This window comes from Vibrio sp. 1402 (assembly GCF_033340275.1).
The window spans coordinates 1-26,050 of record NZ_JAWOWE010000025.1; the positions used below are offsets into that span (position 1 = coordinate 1).

Annotated in this window: 26 protein-coding genes and 1 riboswitch; of the genes, 7 read left to right on the forward strand and 19 right to left on the reverse strand. The window is 44.8% G+C overall.

The features are described from left to right. The first annotated feature begins 423 nt into the window (after positions 1-423). On the forward strand, positions 424-879 hold the full coding sequence (locus R7044_RS23080; protein ID WP_017821270.1) for an RNA-binding protein: 456 nt from the start codon (positions 424-426) through the stop codon (positions 877-879). Here R7044_RS23080 and murI read toward each other — a convergent pair. From murI to btuB, 3 genes are read right to left on the reverse strand one after another with little or no spacing between them, the layout of a single operon-like run. After that, positions 842-1,645: a glutamate racemase gene (gene murI, locus R7044_RS23085; protein WP_053809005.1), complete on the reverse strand. Its 804-nt coding sequence runs from the start codon at positions 1,643-1,645 to the stop codon at positions 842-844. The genes R7044_RS23080 and murI overlap by 38 nt on opposite strands. Positions 1,646-1,676: 31 nt before the next feature. Continuing rightward, positions 1,677-2,369, reverse strand: a complete 693-nt coding sequence (locus R7044_RS23090; protein WP_065274947.1) for an ATPase — start codon at positions 2,367-2,369, stop codon at positions 1,677-1,679. A gap of 59 nt (positions 2,370-2,428) precedes the next feature. Continuing rightward, complete coding sequence (gene btuB, locus R7044_RS23095) at positions 2,429-4,264, reverse strand: TonB-dependent vitamin B12 receptor (RefSeq protein WP_005389692.1); 1,836 nt, start codon at positions 4,262-4,264, stop codon at positions 2,429-2,431. Positions 4,265-4,319: 55 nt separating this feature from the next. After that, positions 4,320-4,520, reverse strand: a riboswitch (cobalamin riboswitch). A 184-nt stretch (positions 4,521-4,704) separates the two neighbouring features. On the opposite strand from btuB, the gene trmA reads away from it, so the two are divergent. Then, complete coding sequence (gene trmA, locus R7044_RS23100; RefSeq protein WP_206971034.1) at positions 4,705-5,814, forward strand: tRNA (uridine(54)-C5)-methyltransferase TrmA; 1,110 nt, start codon at positions 4,705-4,707, stop codon at positions 5,812-5,814. A gap of 62 nt (positions 5,815-5,876) precedes the next feature. Here trmA and R7044_RS23105 read toward each other — a convergent pair whose 3' ends face one another. Further along, a complete protein-coding gene (locus R7044_RS23105; protein ID WP_005378634.1) occupies positions 5,877-6,242 on the reverse strand; it encodes a YijD family membrane protein in 366 nt (121 codons plus the stop codon). Further along, positions 6,242-6,883 carry an HTH-type transcriptional repressor FabR gene (fabR, locus tag R7044_RS23110; RefSeq protein ID WP_005378632.1) on the reverse strand — a complete coding sequence of 214 codons (642 nt, stop codon included), beginning with the start codon at positions 6,881-6,883 and terminating at the stop codon, positions 6,242-6,244. The genes R7044_RS23105 and fabR overlap by 1 nt, the downstream gene beginning before the upstream one ends. A gap of 263 nt (positions 6,884-7,146) precedes the next feature. Between fabR and sthA the strand changes: the two genes are divergently transcribed. Then, entirely contained in the window at positions 7,147-8,577 is a 1,431-nt protein-coding gene (gene sthA, locus R7044_RS23115; RefSeq protein WP_005389689.1) for a Si-specific NAD(P)(+) transhydrogenase, read from the forward strand. Between the two features lie 57 nt (positions 8,578-8,634). On the opposite strand, the gene dinF is transcribed toward sthA, so the two are convergent. The 3 genes from dinF to lexA all read right to left on the reverse strand — a co-directional run bounded on the left by dinF (position 8,635) and on the right by lexA (position 11,649). Continuing rightward, positions 8,635-9,984, reverse strand: coding sequence for an MATE family efflux transporter DinF (gene dinF, locus R7044_RS23120; protein ID WP_225455826.1), 1,350 nt, complete (start codon positions 9,982-9,984; stop codon positions 8,635-8,637). Positions 9,985-10,039: 55 nt separating this feature from the next. Next, entirely contained in the window at positions 10,040-10,834 is a 795-nt protein-coding gene (locus R7044_RS23125) for a class I SAM-dependent methyltransferase (protein WP_053304469.1), read from the reverse strand. 194 nt (positions 10,835-11,028) lie between these two features. Then, positions 11,029-11,649 (reverse strand): transcriptional repressor LexA, encoded by a 621-nt coding sequence (gene lexA, locus R7044_RS23130; RefSeq protein ID WP_225455827.1) that lies wholly within the window; start codon positions 11,647-11,649, stop codon positions 11,029-11,031. A 368-nt stretch (positions 11,650-12,017) separates the two neighbouring features. Between lexA and plsB the strand changes: the two genes are divergently transcribed. Beyond that, positions 12,018-14,444, forward strand: a complete 2,427-nt coding sequence (gene plsB / locus R7044_RS23135) for a glycerol-3-phosphate 1-O-acyltransferase PlsB (protein WP_053304470.1) — start codon at positions 12,018-12,020, stop codon at positions 14,442-14,444. Between the two features lie 63 nt (positions 14,445-14,507). Here the strand turns inward: plsB and ubiA are convergent, their stop codons facing one another. Both ubiA and R7044_RS23145 read right to left on the reverse strand, forming a co-directional pair. Continuing rightward, positions 14,508-15,362 carry a 4-hydroxybenzoate octaprenyltransferase gene (gene ubiA, locus R7044_RS23140; RefSeq protein ID WP_005378684.1) on the reverse strand — a complete coding sequence of 285 codons (855 nt, stop codon included), beginning with the start codon at positions 15,360-15,362 and terminating at the stop codon, positions 14,508-14,510. Then, positions 15,363-15,902, reverse strand: a complete 540-nt coding sequence (locus tag R7044_RS23145) for a chorismate lyase (protein ID WP_005378686.1) — start codon at positions 15,900-15,902, stop codon at positions 15,363-15,365. A gap of 161 nt (positions 15,903-16,063) precedes the next feature. Between R7044_RS23145 and R7044_RS23150 the strand changes: the two genes are divergently transcribed. Then, positions 16,064-16,474: a flagellar basal body-associated protein FliL gene (locus tag R7044_RS23150; protein WP_005378687.1), complete on the forward strand. Its 411-nt coding sequence runs from the start codon at positions 16,064-16,066 to the stop codon at positions 16,472-16,474. A 63-nt stretch (positions 16,475-16,537) separates the two neighbouring features. Here the strand turns inward: R7044_RS23150 and glpG are convergent, their stop codons facing one another. The 6 genes from glpG to ftsY form a co-directional block, all read right to left on the reverse strand. After that, on the reverse strand, positions 16,538-17,380 hold the full coding sequence (glpG, locus tag R7044_RS23155) for a rhomboid family intramembrane serine protease GlpG (protein ID WP_017821294.1): 843 nt from the start codon (positions 17,378-17,380) through the stop codon (positions 16,538-16,540). Further along, on the reverse strand, positions 17,380-17,700 hold the full coding sequence (gene glpE, locus R7044_RS23160; RefSeq protein ID WP_005378691.1) for a thiosulfate sulfurtransferase GlpE: 321 nt from the start codon (positions 17,698-17,700) through the stop codon (positions 17,380-17,382). Before glpE ends, glpG begins: the two co-directional genes overlap by 1 nt. A gap of 493 nt (positions 17,701-18,193) precedes the next feature. Continuing rightward, on the reverse strand, positions 18,194-19,051 hold the full coding sequence (gene rpoH / locus R7044_RS23165; RefSeq protein ID WP_005378693.1) for an RNA polymerase sigma factor RpoH: 858 nt from the start codon (positions 19,049-19,051) through the stop codon (positions 18,194-18,196). Positions 19,052-19,227: 176 nt separating this feature from the next. Beyond that, a complete protein-coding gene (ftsX, locus tag R7044_RS23170) occupies positions 19,228-20,196 on the reverse strand; it encodes a permease-like cell division protein FtsX (protein ID WP_005378695.1) in 969 nt (322 codons plus the stop codon). Next, on the reverse strand, positions 20,186-20,860 hold the full coding sequence (ftsE, locus tag R7044_RS23175; protein WP_005393800.1) for a cell division ATP-binding protein FtsE: 675 nt from the start codon (positions 20,858-20,860) through the stop codon (positions 20,186-20,188). Before ftsE ends, ftsX begins: the two co-directional genes overlap by 11 nt. 22 nt (positions 20,861-20,882) lie before the next feature. Beyond that, entirely contained in the window at positions 20,883-22,115 is a 1,233-nt protein-coding gene (ftsY, locus tag R7044_RS23180; protein ID WP_104979838.1) for a signal recognition particle-docking protein FtsY, read from the reverse strand. Between the two features lie 230 nt (positions 22,116-22,345). Here ftsY and rsmD point away from each other — a divergent pair, with 230 nt between their 5' ends. Both rsmD and R7044_RS23190 read left to right on the forward strand, forming a co-directional pair. Beyond that, positions 22,346-22,945 (forward strand): 16S rRNA (guanine(966)-N(2))-methyltransferase RsmD, encoded by a 600-nt coding sequence (gene rsmD / locus R7044_RS23185; RefSeq protein ID WP_005378702.1) that lies wholly within the window; start codon positions 22,346-22,348, stop codon positions 22,943-22,945. 25 nt (positions 22,946-22,970) lie between these two features. Further along, a complete protein-coding gene (locus R7044_RS23190) occupies positions 22,971-23,237 on the forward strand; it encodes a DUF1145 domain-containing protein (protein ID WP_005378704.1) in 267 nt (88 codons plus the stop codon). A gap of 57 nt (positions 23,238-23,294) precedes the next feature. Here the strand turns inward: R7044_RS23190 and R7044_RS23195 are convergent, their stop codons facing one another. The 3 genes from R7044_RS23195 to R7044_RS23205 all read right to left on the reverse strand — a co-directional run bounded on the left by R7044_RS23195 (position 23,295) and on the right by R7044_RS23205 (position 24,897). Continuing rightward, positions 23,295-23,879: a YhgN family NAAT transporter gene (locus R7044_RS23195; protein ID WP_005389671.1), complete on the reverse strand. Its 585-nt coding sequence runs from the start codon at positions 23,877-23,879 to the stop codon at positions 23,295-23,297. Positions 23,880-23,985: 106 nt separating this feature from the next. Further along, entirely contained in the window at positions 23,986-24,207 is a 222-nt protein-coding gene (locus R7044_RS23200) for a YecH family metal-binding protein (protein ID WP_005378711.1), read from the reverse strand. Positions 24,208-24,276: 69 nt separating this feature from the next. Further along, positions 24,277-24,897 (reverse strand): lysoplasmalogenase, encoded by a 621-nt coding sequence (locus tag R7044_RS23205; protein WP_005389670.1) that lies wholly within the window; start codon positions 24,895-24,897, stop codon positions 24,277-24,279. Positions 24,898-26,050 lie beyond the last annotated feature (1,153 nt).

Consider the following 26,050-nt stretch of genomic DNA (forward strand, 5'->3'; position numbering starts at 1 on the left):
ATTATCATCAACGAGTGCCCACACAGATTGATAGGTTCTTATTTTTAAAGAGCTTTTCTAACATTTTCAGCAACTTAATTGCTCGTCGTTAGGGGTGCGTATCTTACTTCACACCGTGAGAGAGTCAAGCATTTTTTTCAAATTTTTTTTTCTCTCTTCCCGACTCGCTGTGTGACTTTCGTCTCACTCCGTGTCGGTGGATGCGCAGTATAGGGGGTTGAGAAATTAGCACAAGCGTTTTTTGCAAATAAAAAACCAACCGGTCACAAATTAGCCAAAAGTGCGATATTTGCATATTTCTTCGTCACATTTGAGACATATCACAGCAATTGGTTGGAAAAACACCAACCATATACGTAAGATTCATGTGTCTATTCTGTTAATGGACAATCGATCTCTTTATCACTATGTGTAGTAATTAAAATGACGTCTAAAAAAAATCTGATTTTATGTGTTGGGCTGGCCATCGTTGGGGGAATCATTTTCTCTCAATTCATCATCCCACCAGCCTTGAGCTTCCTCATTGGTGTTATCGCTACTGCTTTTCTTTTTTCATTTTCTAGCAAAACACCTGTTCTTCAATCTTCGGAGCCTGATCCTTCAACTAAAACGCTGTATGTCGGCAACCTTCCTTATAAGGCCAATGAGAGTCATGTTCGCGATTTGTTTGCTGAATATGGACAGGTCTATGCGGTACGCTTAATGAAAGATAAGCGTACTGGAAAAAGAAGAGGGTTTGGTTTTGTAGTGATGGCTGCGGCAGATGCCAAGCCAGCTATCGCTAAACTTAATGAAAAGGAATATATGGAGAGAACGCTAAAAGTGAGAATTGCGAACGATCCTAAACATCCGGATGGTGGTAAACCTGAACAGGATTAAAACCTAGCTTCTTTAAACAAATGTTCAGTGCATCTTCCTGCCAAGGAGTTGCACTGGCATAAATCGACTTACTTCCCTCTTCTGTATCCTCAATTTCATCACTTAATAGCAATGCTTTTACTCGACGTGCAATCGCTGCGCCTGAATCAATTAAAGTAACGTCCCCACCCAAAGCTTGATGAATCTCCTCTTTGATTAAAGGGAAGTGAGTACAACCGAGCACCGCAACATCGACTTTATCGCGAAGGGGAAGCAGGATATTTGTCAGTTCGTCGAGAGAAACGCTGTTGCCTCGCAACTTCTCTTCGGCCATATCTACCAAGCGAGTTGATCCCACCAGCTCAACTGGTTTGCCTTGCGCAAAGTCCCGTATTAACTCGTGAGTATATTGGCGTGTTACTGTCGCCGGAGTGGCGATCAGCCCTACCCCTTTTGATGCTAAAAGCGATGCGGGTTTAATCGCAGGGACAACACCAACAACGGGAATCGATAAATTTTCGCGTAAGGAAGGAAGCACTATGGTGCTCGCCGTGTTGCAAGCAATGACAACAACGTCGACTTGGTGTTCTTCGACTAATGAAGAGACCAGTTGGTTAACTCGTGAAATGAGTACAGCCTGATCGAGTTCACCATAAGGGTAAGCCTGATTATCGAATAAGTATAAGTAGTCTAACTGGGGCAATAGGCGATGTATCTCTTGGAATACAGAAAGACCACCAACACCAGAGTCAAAAACTAGGACTTTTTTCTTACTTGCTACTCGCACGAGTCTTACCTAAAGAACAGAAACGTTGCGATCATACTGCGTAGATTTGTTTTGGCAATGCTTTAGCATGGTATCTTTGATGGCTGAATCTATCTCCAGATTCTACATCTCGCTTCGTCAACTCGATATGTCCTTGAAAAGATGGCGAAGACGTAACCAATGTGTGAAATTCACCATTTTCCCCACAGGGATCAATTTGACTTGGTAATGACTCTATTAGGGCTTTGTCATACCAGCTACCACACCACTCTGGAGGGAGAACTCTTCCGTCGATGGTGATTAACATCGTTTGAATACCACGCTCTATGATTTCCATCGCTAGTTTTTCGCTGCTCTCCCCTAATAGAGGAAAGACGCATTCCCAGCCAACAGGTTCAATATAGCTGCGTCGGTAATCGGCAATGCCATTGCAAAACATATCACCAAATGCGACAGCTTCTATGTTCAGACCACTACTTTGTAATGCATTAACGATGGTTGATTGATAAATTTCGTTACTCGGAAAGACTTCAGGCAGTTCGATAGTAATGAGCGGAAGCGCAAGCAAGTCTGCTTGCATTTGTACAACCTCAAGCGGAGTTGCTTGAAAAGGGACTTCTTTTCCTACGTAAGTCGTGTACAAACCGACAACTTGATAATTTGGATTCTCGTTAAGGCGCTCAAGCGTTAATGTCGAATCTTTACCGCTGGACCAACTGATCACCACTCGCTTGGGTTTCTTCATTCGATTTTCCACCACAAAATATTAAAAACCGCCCGAAGGCGGTTTGTGCTCATTCACGATTAGAATTCGTAGCCAACGTTGAGATAGTACGCTCGCTCTGCAGCAGGGTAACCTTTTGCCATCTCATACTCTTCATCAAGTAGATTATCGATACGAGCGCTAATAGAGGTCGACTCATTCGGATAGTAAGTCACCGCCGTATCAACCAACGAGTAAGAAGAAAGTGTAATATCTTGTGAAGGCCAAGTGCTGTAATCCACATCTGGACGCTTACCGACGTACTGATAGCTAACCGACCAATCCACTTTATCGAAGCTCACTAAAGCATTCCACTTATACATTTCTTTAGCGCGGCGCTGCAACTGATGCCCTTTATCGTCTTCAGCATCTTTGTAATCTGCACTCAACTGGTGCTGCACAATCCCTGTATCAAACTCAGCAACAAGCTCCACACCTTGGATATGTGTTTCACCATCGACATTCAAATATTTGTACGTGGTTGGATGGTAATCGATAAGATTCGTGATTTTATAGTCATAACCCGTGACGGACCAAAAAACGCCTTGGACATCACCGCTAAATGCTAGCTCCCAAGCATCTGACTCTTCCGGCTTCAGATCTTTCTCACCGTATGTTGGGTCATACTGTTGATATAGGTTTGGAGCCTTAAACGCAGTACCAAAAGAGGCTTTAACCCCAAACTCTGGTACAAACTGGTAACCAGCCGCTAAACTGTAAGTGAACTCACTACCGTATTCTTCGTTATCATCAAGGCGAGCACTGCCCTCGAGCATTGCTTTATCAATACTGGTGGTTGCCATACCAAACAGAGCGCCATTGGTCCGATCAAACGTTTTATTCGCACTCTTGTCTTTATAAGACTCGTTGCGCCAATCAATACCACCAGCCAACGTCGTATTGTTGTTTAGCAAGTAACTGTTGGTCCACTGGACATTTTGCTGCTCAAGTTCATCTTCAGTACCTGAGTGTTTGCCTTTTGCTTGCTCATAGTTCCAAGACTTCTGTTTCTGTGCTGTTACTTGTAGTTCTGACATCACATTATCAGACTGATACTTACCGCCCAGAGTGACAGAAAGATCGTCTTTTTCTGCTTCGTAGTAACCGCGACTGCCGTAGCTGCTGTCATATTGATAAACATTTTCGTAAGCACGTAGGTTACCAAATGCAGACCACTGGTCATTGAAGTTATGCACGTAACCTAGCAGACCATTCTTTGTATCAAAGCCATGGCGATCGCCGTCATTAACTCCCGGTACAGGACGAACGTTATAACCATCATCACTTTCACTACCAAGCGCGATATTTAGCTGGCCGCTCTCTGTGACTTTTATACCAGATGCCACACTCAATTCCTGGTAATCTAAGCTGCCTAAACCCGCACTTAACTTCGTTCCTTCTTCGTCAGCACGCGCAATGGTGATGATATTGATCACGCCACCAATCGCTTCTGAGCCATAAAGTGACGCACGCGCACCACGCACGTACTCAATACGTTGAACGTAAGTAAGTGGGATTTGGTTAAAGTCCACAGCGCCCTTCGCTGCTCGTGCAAAACGTACGCCATCAACCAGTACTAAAACTTGGTCGGAACTGGTTCCACGAACAAATAAAGACGCTAACTGACCACGACCACCATTTTGTGAAACTTGAATTCCGGTAAGGCGACGCAATACATCTGGTAGGGTTTTCGCTTGAATGCGATCGATGTCTTGTCGAGTAACTACTTCGACATCTGCCAACGTACGGCTTTCGGCTTGCTCAAAACGGTTTGCCGTAACAACGATGGTTTCGTCAGTGGAGGTTTCTTGGGCCTGTAGATAAGAGACAGGTGAAAGCAGCGATGCCAAAGTGATCGCCAGTGCGGATTTTCTCATTGTATTGTCCTAAATCGCGTAATTCCTTCCGAGCCCTGTCATCATGACAGTCCAGTGCTGTGGCTCAGTTGTTGGCAGGTATTCGGACTCAAGAGCACGGGTGTACCGCCTACTTGCTCGACTTCCCACATAAACTAATGCAGTGTCTGATGAGCGTTCGTTCTCTTTTACCGCTGCGCGTCAGTTCTGGATTCACACCAGATTCCCATTTCAGCCATCTAGATTGCTAGATAGCACCAACTTGAGGCAAATATTATTCAGCTATTGATTATTTGTCCAGCCAATATTGCCCTTAGAAGTTGTAACGTTTTGATTGATTTTGCTTTCTACTCTGCCTGTACGCACTATCTTTAAATCAATTCCAGTACAAAACTGGACATCCTATTGAGATTGAATAAAATCTGCGCTCTTAAATTGAATGCACCATAAAAGGTAAGATCATGGCTACTCTTGATGTAAACCCACAACGCTACCAAGAACAACTGGCTGAAAAAGTCGAACGTCTCACGGATATGTTCGCGCCATACAACATGCCAGAACTGGAAGTGTTTGAATCACCAGAGCAGCACTACCGCATGCGTGCTGAGTTCCGTGTTTGGCATGAAGGCGAAGATCTTTACTACATCATGTTCAACCAAGAAACTCGTGAGAAGTACCGTGTTGACCAATTCCCTGCAGCAAGCCGTCTGATCAACGACCTGATGCCGCTATTGGTTGAAGCGATGAAAGACAACGACTCACTACGTCGTAAACTGTTCCAAGTGGATTTCCTATCGACGCTAAGTGGTGAGATTCTGGTTTCACTCCTTTACCATCGCCAACTTGATGAAGAGTGGATTGAAAACGCGAAAGCCCTTAAACAGCGTTTAAATGATGAAGGCTTTAACCTAAACATCATTGGTCGCGCTCGTAAGATGAAGATTGTCCTAGACCGCGACTACGTGATCGAGAAGCTCGATGTAAATGGTCAAAGCTACATCTACCAACAAGTGGAGAACAGCTTCACTCAGCCGAACGGCAAAGTCGCAGAGAAGATGCTGGAATGGGCGGTCGACTGTACCCAAGAAAGCACTGGCGACCTACTAGAGCTTTACTGTGGTAACGGTAACTTCTCGCTGGCGTTGGCACAGAATTTCGACCGCGTACTGGCAACTGAGCTAGCGAAGCCATCTGTGGTATCTGCACAGTACAACATCGCCGCCAATAAGATTGATAACGTACAAATCTTACGTCTATCAGCAGAGGAATTTACTCAAGCGATCGAAGGTAAGCGTGAATTCCGTCGTCTACAAGATGCAGGTGTAGATCTGGAGAGCTACAACTGCAACACGATTTTTGTCGACCCACCACGTGCTGGGATGGATGTCGATACTTGTAAGATGGTGCAAGGTTACGAGCGCATCATGTACATCTCTTGTAACCCTGAGACTCTAAAAGAGAACTTGGACATTCTATGCGAAACACACAACGTGACGCGTTTTGCTCTGTTTGACCAATTCCCTTATACCCACCACATGGAAGCGGGAGTGCTATTGGAACGCAAAGTGTAACCCACGGCGTCAAATACAAAAAGCGAGCTCAATGGCTCGCTTTTTAATTTGATTCGTTTTGCTTATTCCGCAGAAGTCTTCTTGCTGACAAAACCTAGCTTCTTACCAATCCATGCGAGTAAGATCATTGAAACCATGATCGCAAAGAAGTTTGAGCCTGCTTCTGGGTATTGCGCTTTAATAAACGCAGAGTGACCAAACGCACCTACGAAGAAACACGCCAAGCCAACTAATGGGATATCTTCTGATACCGGATTATTTAGGTACTCTTGGTAAAGAGCTTGTACAGCCAGTACGAGTGCAATCAATGGGAAGATTGAAAAAGACACTTCACTCATGGTCAACCATGACAACAAAGCATCACCACACATACCTGCAACCAGTGCCAAAATCAGCGTTTTCTTTTCAGATTTATTTCCATTCGACATTATTCTATCCCGCCTTTTAATCGGTTACGTTCACGTTCTTTGCGATACCAATAGGCCCCTTTGGCTATCATTCGCAATTGCATGATCAATCGCTCGGCGAGTTCATCGCGCTCACGTCGATCTAAATCTAAAGCTTCAGCTCCCGAACTGAAAACCAAAGTCACAGACGCTTCTGCTTGAGTATACGCCTCTTCTCTGGTCACGCCGGTGCTCATTAAATACTCGGTTAATTCTGCCGCAAAATGCTGGATTTCTCGAGCAACAGCGGTACGAAATTCAGCAGAAGTGCCGGAGCGCTCACGCAACAACAAACGAAAAACGTTCGGACTACTTTCAATGAATTCCATAAAGGTTTCGACCGAGGTACGAATTACGCTACCTTCTTTCACAATACGTTGACGCGCCTGACGCATCAGTTGACGTAGTAGCAAACCGCCTTCATCAACCATGGTTAAGCCTAGCTCATCCATATCTTTGAAGTGACGGTAAAAAGAAGTCGGTGCAATCCCTGCCTCTCGGGCGACTTCTCGCAAGCTAAGGCTGGAAAAGCTGCGATCCGCACTTAATTGACTAAATGCCGCATCGATCAATGATCGACGTGTCTTCTCTTTTTGCTGTGCGCGGATTCCCATCGATTTCATTCTTAACTTGCTCTTTTTCTGTAGGGTACAAGAGCCTCAATATAACGCAATTTGCTCCTACGGAGAAAGATATGTTGCTTCGCTCGCTCTGAGCGCCGAGAACGTTACTATTGGCATGCATCTAATTGCAATGTTCTCGATGCAATTTATAGACATACAACATACCAAATCACCCTTTTGGTCGATTCTGCGTGATCACTTCCACTCTCTAACAGGCATGACGTGTACCAATAGAGTAAATGAGTTAAAATCGCGCTAAAGCAATGTTAAGCAAATATAACAAGGAAGGCATCATGGCGCATGTTAATCACTATGACGTGATCGTAATCGGTAGTGGCCCTGGCGGAGAAGGGGCTGCAATGGGATTAACCAAAGCGGGACTGAATGTTGCCATTGTCGAGAAAGAAAGCAGTGTCGGCGGCGGTTGTACTCACTGGGGTACCATTCCATCAAAAGCACTGCGTCATGCCGTTAGCCGCATCATCGAATTTAATAGCAACCCGCTATTTTGTCGAAACAACACCAGCGTTCATGCAACATTTTCTGACATTTTAGGTCATGCTAAATCGGTCATTGATAAGCAAACTCGACTTCGTCAGGGCTTTTATGACCGTAACTCATGCACACTTTTGTTCGGAACCGCGCGATTTATCGATAACTACTCAATTGCAGTGATGCAAAGCGACGGTACAGAAGAAATCTATTCTGCAGATAAGTTTGTCATCGCGACGGGTTCTCGTCCGTATCAGCCTAACGACGTAGATTTCTTGCATGAGCGCATCTACGACAGTGATTCCATTTTGAGCCTGAAACACGACCCTCGCCATATCATCATTTACGGTGCGGGCGTTATCGGTTGTGAATACGCTTCTATCTTCCGCGGCCTTGGAGTGAAAACCGACCTTATCAATACCCGCGACCGCTTGTTGGAGTTTTTGGATAACGAAGTGTCAGATGCGCTGTCTTACCACTTCTGGAACAGCGGTGTAGTAATTCGTAATGATGAGACCTATGAAAAAATCGAAGGCACAGAAGATGGCGTGATTATTCACCTACAATCTGGCAAGAAGATGAAGGCAGACTGCTTGTTGTATGCGAATGGTCGAACAGGTAACACCGATAAGTTGAATTTGGGTGCAGTGGGTCTGGAAGCGGACTCTCGCGGACAACTAAAAGTAAACCGTAACTACCAAACCGATATCGAACACATTTACGCTGTAGGCGATGTCATCGGTTACCCTAGCCTTGCAAGCGCCGCTTATGACCAAGGGCGATTTGTCGCACAAGCCATTACGAAAGGTCAGGCAGAAAACTACCTGATTGATGATATTCCAACGGGTATCTACACCATCCCAGAGATTAGCTCTGTGGGTAAAACCGAGCAAGAGCTAACAGCTGCGAAAGTACCGTATGAAGTAGGACGCTCTTCGTTCAAGCATCTAGCTCGTGCACAGATCGCAGGGAAAGACATCGGCAGCTTGAAGATATTGTTCCATCGTGAAACCAAAGAAATTTTAGGGATTCACTGCTTTGGCGAACGTGCTGCGGAAATTATCCACATCGGTCAAGCCATTATGGAGCAAAAAGGCTCAGCGAATACCATCGAGTATTTCGTCAATACCACCTTCAACTATCCAACAATGGCCGAAGCGTATCGTGTCGCTGCGTTGAATGGTTTGAACCGCTTGTTCTAATCTATGCTTCTTGATAGCAGACAGAAAAACAGCAGGCTTGGACCTGCTGTTTTTATATCAACATTGTGTTAGGAAGGTATCCTTGTGCCATTGGTAGAGAAAGATAACCCCTAAACCAATACCCCGCATCAACATAAAGCTCGTCATTGCAAACCACAGCGCGTGATTTTCCCACTCGGCGAATAAGTAAAAGACAACGAAGAAACTGCTGGTCGCGACAAACATACTATTGCGCATGTCTTTGCCTTTGGTTGCACCGACAAAAATGCCATCCAATAGAAAGCACCACATCGACGCAAGTGGCATCACCACCAGCCAAGGTAGATATACCGCTGCTTGCTGTTGTACCGCCTCAATTGAAGTGATCATGGCGATCAACTGCGATCCCGCCAAACCAAAGAGCGCGGTCAGTCCTAAACAAATAACCAAACTCCAAAAGAAAGTGCCGACAAGCGATTCACTCAATTGTTGCCTATCTTTGGCACCAATCGCCTTCCCGACCATGGCCTCCATTGCGTAAGCAAAGCCATCCATGCCATACGAGATAATCATCAGGAAGCTCATCAGAACCGCATTTGCAGCGACAACCTCATCACCAAAGCTCGCGCCTTGGAACGTCATAAAGCTAAAAGCCGCTTGCAGACACAAAGAGCGTAAGAAAATATCGCGATTCAATTTCACGAATCGCCCTAAACCGTGTTGAGTGCTGGCTAGCAACTTTTGAGGTGATGGTAATTGCCTCTCTCGCCAGGTTTTCCAGACACACATGAGACCAAAACCCATGCCAGAGTAGTCAGCAATCACCGATGCCAGCGCAGCGCCTTCTACTTTCCACCCCAAATCAATCACAAACAACAAATCGAGGGCAATATTAGTCACGTTGGTGATGATCACCATCCACATTGGTGCTTTGGAATTTTGCGTTCCGAGCAGCCACCCCAACAACACAAAGTTCATTAGCGCAGCGGGGGCACTCCACACACGGATAGAGAAATATTGCATGCCGTAGTGTTTTACCTCTGCGCTGGCGTCACTCCAGCCAAAGATCAAATCAGCAATCGGGTTATGGGCAATAAGGAAGACTAACGCAAACAGCAGCGCCATAAGTGAGCCTTGCATAAACACCAAGGCAAGTTGCTTTCGGTCTTCACCGCCATAGGACTGCGCCGCCAACCCAGTAGTCGACATACGCAAAAAACCAAGCAGCCAAAACGTCACGCTGATCATGGTGCTGCCCAACGCAACACCACCCAAATACCAAGCGTGGTCTAGATGACCAATCACCGCAGCATCGACCAAACCGAGCAATGGAACAGTAATATTCGACAGCACCATAGGTATAGCTAAAGCTAAGACTTGGCGATGAACTTTTGGGTTAGATAAAGGAGAGAAGATTGAATTTGTCACAGGCACCTCATCAGTAAGATCGACGAGTGTACCTGAGCGCTTAACGACTAGCCAATTACCACTTGATGTGAACGAGGACTGGCGTGAGGCGATGCTTCAACATTGGAATCTTATTAAGCCAACGCTGCCAAGCTTTCCAACGAGAACAGAATCTATCGAATGGCGAGAAAGCTTTCACCCATTGTGCCCATGGTAACCATTGCAATATCGGTGCTGCAGGCGCTTCAAAGCCATGAGCATAACGATCAGAGCCAAGCTTTTGTCCCCACTTGGTTTCCGTTAAATCTCCTGCCAGCACCATACACAGTTCAGCAGAAACAAAATGTCGACCCAAGGTTTGAATAAATTTCGCGACTTGACGCTCTGTGCAATCGAGCAGTGCCATTTCACATAAAATGAGCACCGGTGCTTGCTCTGGAATGGCTAACGTCTCTAGCCACGACATTTCATCCACACTGCCACAGCGATGTTCATAGCGTTCATTTTTGTGGAACAAGCGCTGACGCCATACCAAATTTTCCGTCACATCCAGCTCTATCCAATGGCAGCGTCCATTATCCAAACGATAAAAGCGGGTATCCAGCCCCGCTCCGACATTGATTATCCAAGCATCGGGATACTGCTGTAAGAAGTGACTAACCTGCTGGTCACAAAGCTGAGTCAGCGTCACGTGCAGCAATTGCTTCTGCGCAATATCACCACTTAAACAATCCGGCGCCATCTTACAGCTCAAACACGCTTTAGCAGCTATCGGATCGTACACCAAGCCATTGTCGACCATGCTTTCACGGCTACGCAATAACAGTGGCTTCAATAGATGGTTAGGAACTTGATGTTTAGACTGAGACATGGGCATTTCCTGCGCCAGAGAGAAAACATAGACATTAATAAAGATGATAATGAATATCAATTACATTATCAAGCTTATAAATTGGCCAAAACAAACAAGGTCAAGATGATGAGCAAGCTTTTGGAGGAAGTAGAAAAAGAGAAAAGAAGAGAAAAGACAAAACAGCCCAGATCAACTGGGCTGCTTAAATACACTTACATCCAATCGGTATTACGAATAATACCAACGGCTAAGCCTTCAATCGTAAGGTGCTGAGACGTTAAGTCCACTTGGATTGGGGCAAACTCTTCATTCTCAGCATGCAGTAATATGGTTGAGCCTTTGCGCTCCAAACGCTTCACAGTCACATCATCATCAACACGCGCAACGACAACTTGACCGTCTCTCACGTCTTGGGTTTTATGCACCGCGAGCAAATCGCCATCCATAATCCCGATGTCTTTCATACTCTCGCCATTTACACGAAGTAAGAAATCCGCTTGCGGTTTGAACATCGCAGGATCGACTTGGTAGTGCGCCTCTACGTGCTCTTGAGCCAAGATTGGCTCACCCGCTGCGACTTGACCAATCAAAGGCAAACCCTGCTCATCATTGGCTGCGTCTTCAAGCAGGATACGAATCCCACGAGAAGCGCCTGGAATAATTTCAATTGCTTGCTTACGAGCAAGCGCTTTTAGGTGTTCCTCTGCGGCATTCGCAGAGCGGAAGCCAAGCTCACGCGCAATCTCTGCACGAGTTGGTGGCATTCCGATGTCATCGATTTTACTTTTAATCAAATCGAAGACTTGTTGTTGGCGTGGCGTTAACGGCTTCATGTCTCACCTGTCTTTTTATACAGTTAACTGTGAGTATATCCAGTAAATGCTCAAATGAAAACCCAATTGGTTGTTTTTTAATTTATTTGTGGAGAGCTTTCAGCTTACCGATTAAGTTCATTCTTTATTCGTTTAAAACACCGACTTTTCAGTTAATCAAGTCAAAGCAATAACTTAGGGGTTCGACTAATTTACAGCCAATAAAATTAAAAGGTTTGACCAGTTTCTGGTATCCTTGCAGCGCTTAAATTTTATCGCCTAGGCTTATTTCTATTGCCGTACTCATCTCTTTTTATAGAGAAGACATGCAAAGCGGAAACTGAAATAAGGTTAGGCCTGTTTGAATACCTATTGAGGCTGTGAACTTTATGTCTTCTGGACAATCATTTTCACGTTCATTACTAAAACTACCTTTATCGGTACTGGTAAAGGGCACCACAATCCCGTCGAACCCGATTGAAGATCTGAACATCGACCTAACTAAACCGATTGTATATGCCCTGCCGTTCCGCTCGAACGTGGATTTGCTGACACTGCAAAAACAAGCCATGAGCCTTGGTCTACCCGACCCGCTCAGCCCGCTGGAAATCAATGGCAAAACGCTGAACCGTTTCGTCTTTATCGCTGCGCGTCCAACTGTGATGAACAACGATAATGATGTCCCAACCGATTCTGTTTCTCTGTTCACTGACTTACTGGAACTGCACAAGCTGGATAGTGAGTTGGATGTTCAAATGATCCCTGCAACCGTGCTTTGGGGTCGTAAGCCAGGTAAAGAAGAGAACCAAAAGCCTTACCTTCAACCGATGAATGGTCCGCAAAAAGCCAAAGCAGTAATGGCGGCGGGACGCGACTGCTTAGTTCGCTTTAGTCCCGTGGTATCTCTGCGTTATATGGCAGACTCTCACGGTACCGACAGCGCAATTGCGCACAAACTGGCTCGCGTGGCGCGTATCCACTTCTCACGCCAGAAACTGGCTGCTTCAGGCCCAAACCTGCCACAACGCCAAGTGTTGTTTGCTCGTTTACTAAAATCTCCAGCTATTGAACTGGCGATTGCTGACGAAGCCAAGATCAAAAACATCTCGATTGATAAGGCACGTAAAGAAGCCCACGACATCATGGATGAAATCGCCGCCGACTTCTCCTACAGTCTAGTGAAAAACGGCGACCGCATCCTGAGTTGGTTATGGACAAAACTATACCAAGGTTTGCACATCAATAACGCCTCGACTGTGCGTCGTTTAGCGCAAGACGGCCACGAAATTGTGTACGTTCCGTGTCACCGTAGTCACATGGACTACCTGCTGTTGTCTTATGTTTTATACCATGAAGGCATGGTGCCTCCGCACATTGCGGCAGGCATTAACTTGAACTTCTTCCCGGCCGGTCCGCTTTTCCGTCGTGGTGGGGCGTTCTTTATTCGTCGTAGTTTTAAAGGCAACAAACTGTACTCAACCATTTTCCGTGAGTATCTAGCTGAGCTGTTTGCCAAAGGCTATTCAGTCGAGTACTTCAGTGAGGGTGGTCGTTCACGTACAGGTCGCTTACTGCAAGCGAAAACGGGTATGCTGGCTATGACCATCCAAGCAATGCTACGTGGTCTAAACCGCCCAGTAACACTAGTGCCGGTCTACATCGGTTACGAGCACGTAATGGAAGTAGGCACTTACGCGAAAGAGCTGCGTGGCAAACGCAAAGAGAAAGAAAACGCAGGGCTTGTACTGCGTACTCTGCGTAAACTGCGTAACTTTGGTTTGGGCTATGTGAACTTCGGTGAGCCAATTCAGCTCAACCAATACTTGAACGAGCATGCTCCTGAGTGGACGAAAGACATCGACAGCATGGGTGGTAACAAACCACAATGGATGAATCCTGTGGTGAACGACCTCGCTAATAAGATGATGACGCACATCAATGATGCGGCGGCGGCAAACGCGTTGACCTTGTGTGCAACCGCACTGCTTGCTTCTCGTCAACGTGCACTTTCTCGTGACTCGCTGATCAACCAGATCGAGTGTTACTTAAAGCTACTCAAAAATAATCCGTACTCAAGCACCTCCACTATCCCTACCGAAAGTGCTGAGGAGTTGGTCGATCATGCAATTTCGCTTGATAAGTTCGTGATTGAAACCGATAGCATGGGTGACATCATTTCGCTGGACCGTAGCCAATCGATCCTGATGACTTACTATCGCAACAACATCATTCACTTGTTCGCTCTGCCGTCATTAATTGCCCAAATGCTCATTCGTCAGCGCAACCTTTCGGTAGCCAAGATTCAAGCGAATGTCGCGCAAGTCTACCCATTCTTGAAGAAAGAGCTGTTCTTAAGTTACCAAGAAGACGAGTTAGATGAATTGGTCGTTAAAACACTGCATGAATTTGCCGATCAGAAAATGATTAGTCTGGATGGTGATAAGCTAGAGATCAATCAGTCGAACAACCAGCCTTTGGTTCTGTTAGGTCGCACGATAACTGAAACGCTGCAACGCTACTCTATCGCGATGAACTTGCTTGTTGCTTACCCTGAACTCGGTAAATCGGACCTAGAGCAGAAGAGCCAAGATATTGCTCAGCGCCTAGGGCGTTTGCACGGTATTAATGCGCCAGAATTCTTCGATAAAGGTGTGTTTACCGCGATGTTCAATACGCTCAAACAGCAAAAATACCTCGATAACGATGGTAACTGTGACACGAAGAAAACGCAGCAATTTGCACGACTACTGTTCACTCTGCTTTATCCAGAAGTGAAACTGACGATCGAAGAGAGTATTCACCAACTTCGGTCGTAACCGTTTTATCTTCTTTCAATAAGAAAAAGGCATCCAATCGGATGCCTTTTTCTATTTCTTCGCTTACCAAAATGCGACCAGTAACCCTATCGCTATCACCATGCCAACATAATTGTTGTTAAGGAAAGCCTTAAAGCACAACTCACGCTCACGGTGACGAATTAAGTGCTGCTGATAAACAAACAACGACGCTGCAATCAAAAGGGTCCAGTAGTAACTTTGTCCCAATTGGTAGAACTGTCCTAACCAAACCAACATCGCGAGTGTAATCAGTTGCAACACACCAATAATAAGCTTGTCATGACGACCAAACAGAATTGCCGTCGATTTAATGCCAATCTTTAGATCATCATCTCGGTCTACCATCGCATATTGAGTGTCGTACGCAATGGTCCACAAAGCGTTAATGAGGAACAAAAACCAAACAATCAATGGTAATTCCCCAGTTTGTGCAGCCCACGCCATTGGAATCGCCCAGCTAAAAGCCAAGCCTAAAAATAGCTGTGGAATATGAGTGTAACGCTTCATAAATGGATAGATGAACGCCAACACAATGCCAGCGAAGGATAGCTGAATCGTCAGCGGGTTCATGGTCAGCACTAACAAAAACGAGCTGATACCCAAAACCAAAAATAATCCAATCGCTTCTTTTGCTGTCACTTTCCCTGATGGCAGTGGACGTTGCTTAGTACGCTTTACATGGCCGTCGACTTTGCGATCTGCAAAATCATTAATCACGCACCCCGCACTACGCATTAGGAAAACACCCAATACAAACACGATGAATACATCCCAACTTGGCATCCCTTGGGCTGAGATAATTAGCGCCCAAATCGTTGGCCACATCAGTAACAGTGAACCAATCGGGCGATCCATGCGCATCAGTTGCCAATATGCTTTGGCTTTTTCTGCGGACATTTACACTGTCTCCTTAGCGTAAACTGGTGAATTAGATAAGAATAACTCGGCGACTAGCATCGGTTTGTGATTCATCCACAACCTTGAGCGTCGTGCTAACAAACGTCCTTCTGGTACGGCTACCCATCCCATTTGCAAAGAGTCCCGCTCAACGTTATCTGCGCTAAACACAGTTAGTCCTAATGGGATATCCCCTTGTTGAGCCAAATCATACTGCTGATCAACTAAGGTTGAACGAGGAATCAATGTCCGCCCAATAACCCAGTTATTATTGTCACCGCACAAAATTACCTCTCTCAGTAAGCAATCTTGTTCGGACAATAACTGGCTTTCGTCCTGTTTTAATGTCGCTGCAGTGACGATCTGATTTTGTAGCAATTCTACCGTTAACGCTTGGCAGTGCTGTTTTAAACGACGTGACAAAGACCCTTGCTCTTCAAGCCAGTGCTTGGCAAATTCATTTGGAAATTCGAATTCTTCGGGGTTTTGCCACTCTACTTCCAATAAAGAAGCAAGATAGAGTGATGTTGGCTGATTCATACTAGTATTCAATTGGAGGCTTTATGCGTACAATAAAGCAACAACTTACCGTCCATAGTAATGTATGTAACCGTAAGTTCCGTTATTTGTTATAGACGGCCCATTGTATCAAGACTGAAGCGATTCGAATATCGCGATCCAGAGAAAGAAAAGTTAGAAATATGTACAAACGTTATATAGCCCAAATTATTTTTGCGTTAACCATACTATTCGCCGCACCAAGTTGGGCTGAAACGGAAGAAGCTGGACCTAAGTTGGCATACTTTACCCTAGAGCCTGACCTCACTACTAACTTTTATACCAAAGGCAAAAAGTTAGGTTATGTGCAAGTGCGCATCGACATCATGGTAATGAGTCAACAAGATTTATCAGTTGTTGAGCATCACCAACCTTTGATTCGCGATGCAGTGATTGAATTACTGGGTAAGCAAACAGAAGATACGATTAAGTCCCTGTCTGGCCGAGAAGATCTGCGCAAAACCTTAGTGACGACCCTCAACGAAACGCTTTTGCCTGAAACAGGTAAAACCATCATTGCCGATTTGTTGTTTACAAAATACCTTTATCAATAAACCCAAATCCGTTTTGAACATAAAAAAAGACCGCTCTTAAGCGGTCTTTTCATTTCATCTGCTTTAGGCTTGCTGTTGGTATTTCATCTTGCCTGAATCAAACAGCGCAATCGCCATCCCCGACAGTAGCCCAACTAAGTGAGCGGTGTTTGCAATCGCCATAAATGGCTGCACAAAACCAAGAACTAACCATACCAACATAAAGACGATAATTGGCTTGGGTAGCGTAAGGCCTAAATGTGGCAAGCGGTAACCCAATATCCACAAATAACCAAGCAGTGCATAGACCACGCCAGACAAGCCGCCGAAGTTAGCCCCTTCAACATAGAACTGGCCTGCCCCTGAAAGCGCTGCCGACACCACAAAGAGTTGCAATAGCTTACCGGAACCGAGACGACGTTCGATGTCGCCACCCAACTGCCACCACCATAGTAAGTTAAACACGATGTGAGTTACTGAAAAGTGCAGTAACGCATGACTTAGCCATCGCCACACTTGCCATTGTTGCCCCTCAAAAGCCGGGAAGTGCAACAACTTAAACACGCCATTGCCAAAGCCAAACATTTGTAACAAGTAGATGATGATACAGACTGTCATGATCAGCAAAGTCATGGGGCCAGCTTTCGCTTTGACCATGCTTATGATACTCGGGCTGGAATAATGAAATGTGCTCTTACGAGTATCGGCAACGTCCCACGAGGCGGCGCTGTATTTTGAATCAGACGGGTTAGCAAGGAACTGCTTAAGTTCGGCTTCCGCTTCTATTTCATGCTGGCTATCAGTCAGCCACAGCGCAAATTGCCCATCCCCTTCTGGCATCATTTCGATGTCAATTTGGCGAGAGGCCATATAATCAATAAAGGCTTGCGCCATACGTGGATTATTTAACGTTACCAATCTCTTCATTAACTTCTCACTATCGGTAGTTCTGCTCGATGCCAGGCTTCAAAGCCACCATCTACACTGTACACCTGTTCAAAGCCTTGGTTAACCAAATATTGCGCCGCACCTTGGCTACTAATACCGTGGTAACACATCACTAGAATAGGTTGTTCGAACTCCACTTCATCCATAAACGCAACGATCGTATCGTTAGTTAAGTGATACGCGGACTCCGCATGCGCAACGGCAAACGATTGAGGGTCACGGATATCTACAAGCTTCGCATCACCCTGCTCGAGCAGCGCTTGCGCACCTTGTACATCGATATGCTTAAACTGATCCATTTACTTTCTCATTGTCTTATTAATATACCCAAGCAACCTCGAACCTAACGTACTAATCAGCACCCGTGGTACAGCATAAAATCCATATTTGAAGCTGCTTGGGTATGCTGCCGCTATTGTAACCTATCCAACGGCAAACTTAGACACATGGATAATCAGGGTTTTCAAAAGTGTACACATTCCAACCATTTGTGGATAAAGCTGTGAATTGCGTTGATAAAGTGTATTTGGATCTTTTGATCCACAATATGTAGTGATGATCCTGATCTAACTGTGTGTATATCTATAACTATCCCCAGATGGAAAAGTGCTTGAATCCCTTATTTTGTCCGGGTTTCGAACAGTTGATAAATAATTACTTCACAGAGTTATACACAGGTAGCACATAAAATCCGGATCGCAAACGCTATCGATTTTCGATCGACAATAAAAAAGCCGAGATCACATGATCTCGGCTTTCTATGAAAATCTTACTTTCAATTAGCAGTGGAAATTAAAATTCACCCACAGCCAATTTTAGTTTCTTCATTGCATTTTTTTCTAGCTGGCGAATACGCTCGGCAGAAACACCGAACTCATCAGCTAAGTCTTGCAATGTTGCTTTCTCATCATCTAACCAACGAGAACGCACGATGCGCTGACTACGCTCATCCAAACTCGCTAATGCATGACCCAAGCGATTGTTGGTATGCATTTCCCAGTTGGCGGCTTCAATGTTGTCGGCCACATCAGACGATTTGTCTTCTAGGTATAGCATCGGCGCTGTGTAAGCGTTTGAACTGTCGTCTTCATCAGTTGGCATATCAAAGGTTGAATCCACCGCCGCTAAGCGTGATTCCATCTCGCGAACTTCAGAAGGCTCAACACCTAACTCGCGCGCAACGGTTTCCACTTCACCGTTGTTAAACCAACCCAAGCGCTTTTTCGACTTACGCAGGTTGAAGAACAATTTACGTTGCGCTTTAGTGGTCGCAATTTTCACGATACGCCAGTTACGTAGCACGTATTCGTGGATCTCTGCTTTGATCCAGTGGACAGCAAAAGAAACCAAGCGAACCCCTACTTCTGGGTTAAAACGCTTAACGGCTTTCATTAGACCGATGTTACCCTCTTGCACAAGATCCGCCATCGGCAAACCGTAGCCAGAGTAACCACGAGCAACGTGAACAACGAATCGTAGGTGCGAAAGAATTAGACCTTTTGCAGCCTCAATCTCACCTTTATAGTGTAATCGTTCTGCCAGCTCACGCTCTTCGTCTGCAGTCAGCATTGGGTAGCTGTTTACTGAGCGAATATAGCTATCAAGGCTATCTTGCGTGACTAGAGCCATCGGATACGCTTCTTTTGTCATTCAATTCCTCATCAATCTCTGATCTGGAGCATTACATTGCAATTTAGCTTCGATATCTTGAACTCAAAATGAACAAGTTTCAAGAAGGGGAAGCAATTATCCATAAACATTTGGTCTAAGCAAGGGTTCAAAATTAGCTAGTGCTAATGAAATCCAAGTAATAAGACCGCCATCACTTAAACTGGTTCAATTTCTTTTAAATGTCGTTGCGCAGAAAAACGCGCCGCAATACATCCCAAAAGACTCCCAATGATGATTAATAACAAAGATTCATCCCAACTTAGACCAATCAGGCGGAACTGGCTATCGTACAACGCAGCAAGGTCTTCCACCGCACTATTCATGACAATGGTCACTAAAGCCGTTACCAACCACGCAATAGTGGCACCTAACACGCCAAACCACATGCCTGTGTACAAGTAAGGGCGCAGAATAAAACTGTCCGTCGCACCGATCAGTTTCATGGTTTGAATCTCTTCTTTATTCGCCAGCACATTAAATCGCAATGTATTGCCAACGATTAAAAATACCGCACCGAGCATCAGTACTGTCAGGGTAATGACAATAATACTCGCGAGAGTTTTGATGGCATCAAGACGCGCCAGCCAGTCTTCGTCAAGTCTCACGTCGGTCACATCTTGTTGCTCTCGAACGTCTTTGGCTAATGACTGAATATCACTTTTTAGCTCCGAATCTGGCGTAATCACCAACACACCAGGTAGCGCATAGCCACTTAAAAGACTGATAGCTTGGTCGAACCCTGCATATTGGCTTAAATCAGATAGACCTTGTTGCGGTGAAATATATTCTACCTCTTTTACCAAAGGCCAAGTTTCAATTTGATCTTTGAGAACCATCACTCGCGCATCCGGCATGCCTTCAACTAAGTAAGCACTAACTTGTGAAGGAGAAGCGACATCTTCCGCTGCCCCCGCAACGTTTTTCCCCAATAGATACAAACAAGCTGGCATGGCAAGTGCCATGGAGATGACCGCTAGGGTCAGAATGTTGCCTAGTGGTCGTTGCCATAAGGCGCTAAAAGAGGATTTAGCTTGTTTTGCGTGGACAGAGAAAAAACCATCGGTATTCGCACGCTTGGCACTACGGCCTTTCCCCTTCTTTTGGGAGTGCTTGTTACCTGCCATAGTCTTCTACCTCACTTAGGAAGCCTTGGTTCAATTCAAAATGACGATACTGTGGGCGAGTGTTTACTAACCCCACATCGTGCGTGGCAAGTAGGATAGTCACGCCCGCACGGTTAAATTCTTCGAATAGACGCAACACACGGTTGGATAATTCTGGGTCAAGGTTACCCGTAGGCTCATCAGCCACCAGCAACGTTGGTCGATTAACCACAGCACGGGCAATACCGACGCGCTGTTGCTCACCACCAGAAAGTTGACTAGGTAGACAACGAGCTTTATCGAGTAAGCCCGTTTTATCTAACGCCGCAGAAACACGGCGTTTGATTTCGTTTTCAGAAATCGATTCGATACGCATTGGCAGAGCGACATTGTCGTACACACTGCGATCCATCAATAGGCGATGATCTTGAAAAACAATCCCAATATTGCGGCGCAAAAAAGGGATGTCTTTGCTTGGAATACGCGTGATGTCGTGACCATTAAAATGGATTTTGCCATCGGTTGGTCGCTCTATCGCGCAGATCAATTTCAGCAAGGTACTTTTACCAGCCCCGGAATGTCCGCCTAAAAACGCCATTTCACCGCGCCTCAGGTGAAAATCGACTTTTTGCAGTGCTTGTCGACCACCTCGGTAAGCTTTGCTTACTTGCTGAAATTTGATCACCGTTGATTTCCTCTAACTCTTTTTATTCTTCACGACTAAACAGTGCGTCAATAAACTCTTGAGTTTCAAATGGACGCAAGTCTTCGATACCTTCACCCACACCAATGTAACGAATTGGAATACCGAACTGATCAGCGATAGCGAAAATTACGCCGCCCTTGGCTGTACCATCCAGCTTAGTCAAAGTAATCCCGGTTAGAGGGGCAACATCACTGAAAAGTTTCGCTTGGCTAATGGCATTTTGTCCTGTACCTGCATCAAGCGTTAGCATGATCTCATGTGGTGCAGAGTCATCAATTTTCTTCATCACACGTACAATCTTACGCAGCTCTTCCATTAGGTTCGCTTTGTTCTGTAGACGACCTGCTGTATCAGCAATCACCACATCCACACCACGTGCTTTTGCCGCTTCAATCGCATCATAGATAACAGAGGCACTGTCTGCGCCAGTATGTTGAGCAATCACAGGAACATTATTACGTTCACCCCACACTTGTAACTGCTCAACCGCTGCGGCACGGAAAGTATCGCCCGCTGCAAGCATCACTTTTTTGCCTTGAGTTTGGAACTGCTTCGCTAGCTTACCGATGGTCGTGGTTTTACCCACGCCATTTACACCCACCATCAAGATGACGTAAGGCGTTTTGTTGCTATCGATTTCTAGTGGCTGTTCGACTTTAGAAAGAATCTCAGCCATTTCTTCTTTCAACAAACCATAAAGGGCTTCGCCGTCTTTCAGATCGCCACGTGTGGCTTTTTCTGTCAGGTTGTTGATAATTTTTGTTGTGGTATTCATGCCCACATCAGCAATAAGCAGTTGCTCTTCTAGCTCTTCAAATAAGTCCTCATCGATTTTCTTACCGCTGAACAGACCGAAGAAGCCAGCACCAATATTTGCTTTTGTTCGGCTTAGGCTGCGTTTAAGACGAGCAAAAAAGCTTTCTGTTGGCTTTTCTTGTTCTTGAACACGAGGCGCGGCCGATACGACTTCTGGCTCTTCTGCTTCTGCTTCTGCTTCTGCTTCTGCTTCTGCTTCTGCTTCTGCTTCTGCTGGGGCAGCCTCTGATTGTTTCGCTTCTTCTTCAAGTTCTGGCGTTGCTTCCGCTTGCTCAGCAACCGCTTCGGTTTGCTGCTCTTCAGAAGGCGCTTCCACTGCTTCTTCTTTTACTGTTTCTTCAGTTTTTGGTTTTGGGCTTTGTTCTTCGTCACCAAAACCTAGCCACGAAAGTAATCCGCGCTTCTTTTTTTCCGTCATCTGGGGCTATCCTAGATTGTTCTTTTATCTATTAATGACTCTTTTTTGACAAGATTATTATCTGTCTAAAAAAGGCTAATGACAAAGTTCTGAAAACTTTCCGATTAGGTAATTCTAATCTTATTAGTGTTACACTCTGTCATCTTGAATATTCTGGGCTGTATCCAAGCTCCAAGCTCATTGCTTGGGCGATTAGATATAGTATCACTTTATTAGCGGTCAAAAAATCTATGGTAAGACGTCGCCAGCAAAACTCATCACAAAAAAAGCCAACAACGGGCTTTGTTCGCATTATTAGTGGCTTATGGAGAGGCAGAAAACTTCCTGTACACGATGCTGAAGGCTTACGCCCCACGACCGATCGCGTCAAAGAAACGCTGTTTAACTGGTTAGCTCAAGATGTACCACAGGCAAAATGTCTCGACTTGTTTGCTGGCTCTGGCGGCTTGGGATTTGAGTCAGCTTCGCGCCAAGCAGAGCAAGTGACCATGGTTGAGCTAAACCCACAAGCTTTCCAACAGTTACAAAAGAATGTTGCCTCTCTTAACGCGAACAACATCCAAGTGGTAAATACCGACGCACTGAGTTTTTTGAAGCAACCGGGTTCTGCTCACCATGTGGTGTTTATTGACCCACCGTTTCGCAAAGGTCTATTGGATGAGACCGTGGCTCTGCTAGAACAAAATGGCTGGCTCGCGGAAGATGCGATGATTTATATTGAAACAGAAAAAGAACTCAATATTGCCGACTTACCAGAAAACTGGCAATTACATCGAGAAAAAACAGCAGGCCAAGTGAGCTATCGTCTGTACGAACGTACCTCCGCATAACGCCTCGATTTAAAAGGATACTTAAATGAAAGCACTAATTATGCTGGCCAAAGCGGCTATCGCCTTTGTTTGGTTAGTATTAATCCTAAATATTTTTATGCCCTTTCCCGGCAATGCCGCGATTGCGCTATACATCATGACCGCTTTTTTGTTCATCATGCACGGTTTACAAATGGCCATCTTCATTGGTGCATTTGGCGACAAAATAAAAATGAGCAGTTGGGAAAAATATTCAATCCTGATTTTTGGTATTTTTGCCCTACTCGATATTCGTCGTAAACACATGATGTAATCGCTCAGATACGAAAAAGCCGCTCTTGTGAGCGGCTTTTTTTCTGCGTTTCGTTCGTCACCCAATGTAACTTTTTACACCATCCAAGAACATTTGAGTGGAGATCATCACCAGTAACAAGCCCATTAAGCGTTCTACCGCCTTCAAGCCACGTTCACCCAACAAGCGATTAAAGAAGCCATAAAACATCAGTATAAAAAATGTTGCGCCCCACGCAATTACGACTGATGCTGACATTTCCAACATTTTCTCTGGATGTTGCGAAGACAGTAAAAGCAAGGCTGCAATCACTGAAGGGCCTGCGATCATAGGAATGGCCATCGGAACAATAAAGGGCTCCTCGCCTGCTGCCAGTCCAGTGATGCTGCCAGCACTCGGGAAAATCATCTTAATCGCAATAATGAAGAGAATAATGCCACCAGAAATGCTGAGCGTTTCTGGCTGGACATGCAAAAAACTTAAGATGCTTTGTCCTGCAAACAGAAATAGCATCAAGATCAGTAAGGCAAACAGTAGTTCACGAATCAATACCTTACGACGACGCTTGGGATCGATATGTTTGAGAATAGACAACACAATCGGCAAGTTACCGAGAGGGTCCATGATTAGAAACAGCATGGTCGCTGCAGAAAGAATGTCCATATTCTGGCCTCACCTAAAAAATGGCGGCCAGTGTATAGCAAACTGACAACATGAGTATATGACTGAGGGCGAAAACACCATATTCACCCTCGATCTTAGCCGCCGTTTAGTGATTGCAAACTCGCGCCATATTGACCACAAACTTACCTTCAAGCTCACGAATTTTGTCGCGCTTGAGCAAAAATGCTAGTAATGCATCTAAGTCTAGATCATTCAGTTTACAGGTGTGAAAGCGAACGCTAGCGCCAAAGTGCTGTGTGAGGGCTTCGCGATCCATTGGCGTTTCTCTAAGTAGGTTTAGCAGCTCGTGAGCATGGATTTCACTCATTATTGACTCCAGTTATTAAGAACAATGCGTTCAGTTTACTGAAATCCTCAAGAGCTGCTTTGACTTAAATTAGTAAATGATTGAGGCAACAATGAGGGCATGAGCAAAAAAGTAACTGCCACTCACCCACAAATAGGCGTGTTTCATCGGTTTTCGATAACCGTGTATCGCGTATGCCAGCGCCGAATAGATCAGAACTAAGGTTCCGCTAAAGCCGATAGCATTGGCGTAACTCGGCACTTGTAACCAAACTTCACCGGCAGCCCAAGCAAGTTGAACCAGCATCATCCCCATGATCACAACGGGGAATACCAGAGAGTCGAGTTGAGGTAGCAACAAAAAGAACGCTACGATACTCGCTGCAAGCAGCAGGGCCAACAGCCACCAGACAATCTCACCATTAAGCTGCACCCAAAATGACTTGCTGTAGCATACCTGGGCAACCAGATAAGCCGTAAAATAGATTAGCTTACGAGTTTTAAACGAGTGCAGCGTATCTGCCACCATAGACACAATAAGCCCACCCGCAATCCAGTAGGTATATGTTGCGGATGCACCTTGAGTTAACACCAACACAAGAAGAAGTAGCAGAGTAAAGATTTTAAACACGAGGGATTGTGTCGGGTTAGCTTGCTTTGCTCCCAACACGGAATACACACCTGATAGCCCTATCGCCAGCCAACTCCACATGCAGTATACACCTTTTACTTAAACTCGCCGCTAGTCTAGGTAGACCAGTTTTGATGTAAAGACGCAATCTACGAAAGTTGGATCTCGCTAGCGATTCGAAACATTTTGTAACCCTCAGCCTACGTAATAATAAAGCCGATGAGCCTGAATGATGCCACTAAACATTGGGGCCAAGCTTTGCTCATCAGCCGAACCCATCAAATCACACGACACAATAACCAACGCTTTCTAAAACTATTTAACTGAAAAACAGATAAGTGCTCCAGGTAAGCCGCCACTTCACAAACTGACGATTAAACCACCAGGATGTATGTAATGCAGGCAACAAGAATAAATAACAGACACAAAATAGAAAATAGTCTTAGTAGCGCCCTAAGAGAGGAAAAACTACTGATGACTAGGGGTAAAAACTAAGAAAACCGACCTTAATTCAGTAAAAAAAACATCAGACAAGAAAAGTAAGTCAATGATAAATAAAACCATAATTTCAATAACAGATAAAAGTGCGGACTTCATAAACCATAAAATCACTAAACACTTTTGAAGCCCATATTTTCTCATAAGGTAAGAAAATCTCACTCCATGCTTTCGATTTGACGATGCAACCTCATAGCACATTTTTTAATTTTCTCAATTTTTGAGAAATACAGACAAAATAAACACCCAACATACCATTCGAAACAAAAAACAATTACAAAGCCAACATCACAAACCATTTAACATTATAAAATCATACACTTAAAACAAAAAAGGATAGAAATAAAACAATGTGAACACTTTAAATACAGCACAAAAAACATAGTTTCATTAGTCAGAATCACGTAAAACCAGACAAGTTAAGTGTGGTTTTTGAAAAGATTAACGAGCATATGTTGATCAAACCCCAAAAACAGTGCTATATTAAATTCATCGAGTTCATCAAAGATTAAGGGGTAGTGTTATGATTTCATCTTCTCAAAAACAAGGGCTGGTTATGATTGCAGTGGTTGTGGGTTTAATGACACTGCCAATGATGTACTAACCAAATGATTTAAAATAAAAAAGGACGCAAATGCGTCCTTTTTTATTTATCTGTATTGTGCCGTCCTAAATAAGGTTGACACTTTCTACCCCCAAAATTGGAGAGTGTTATGAAATCAACAACTAAAAGAAC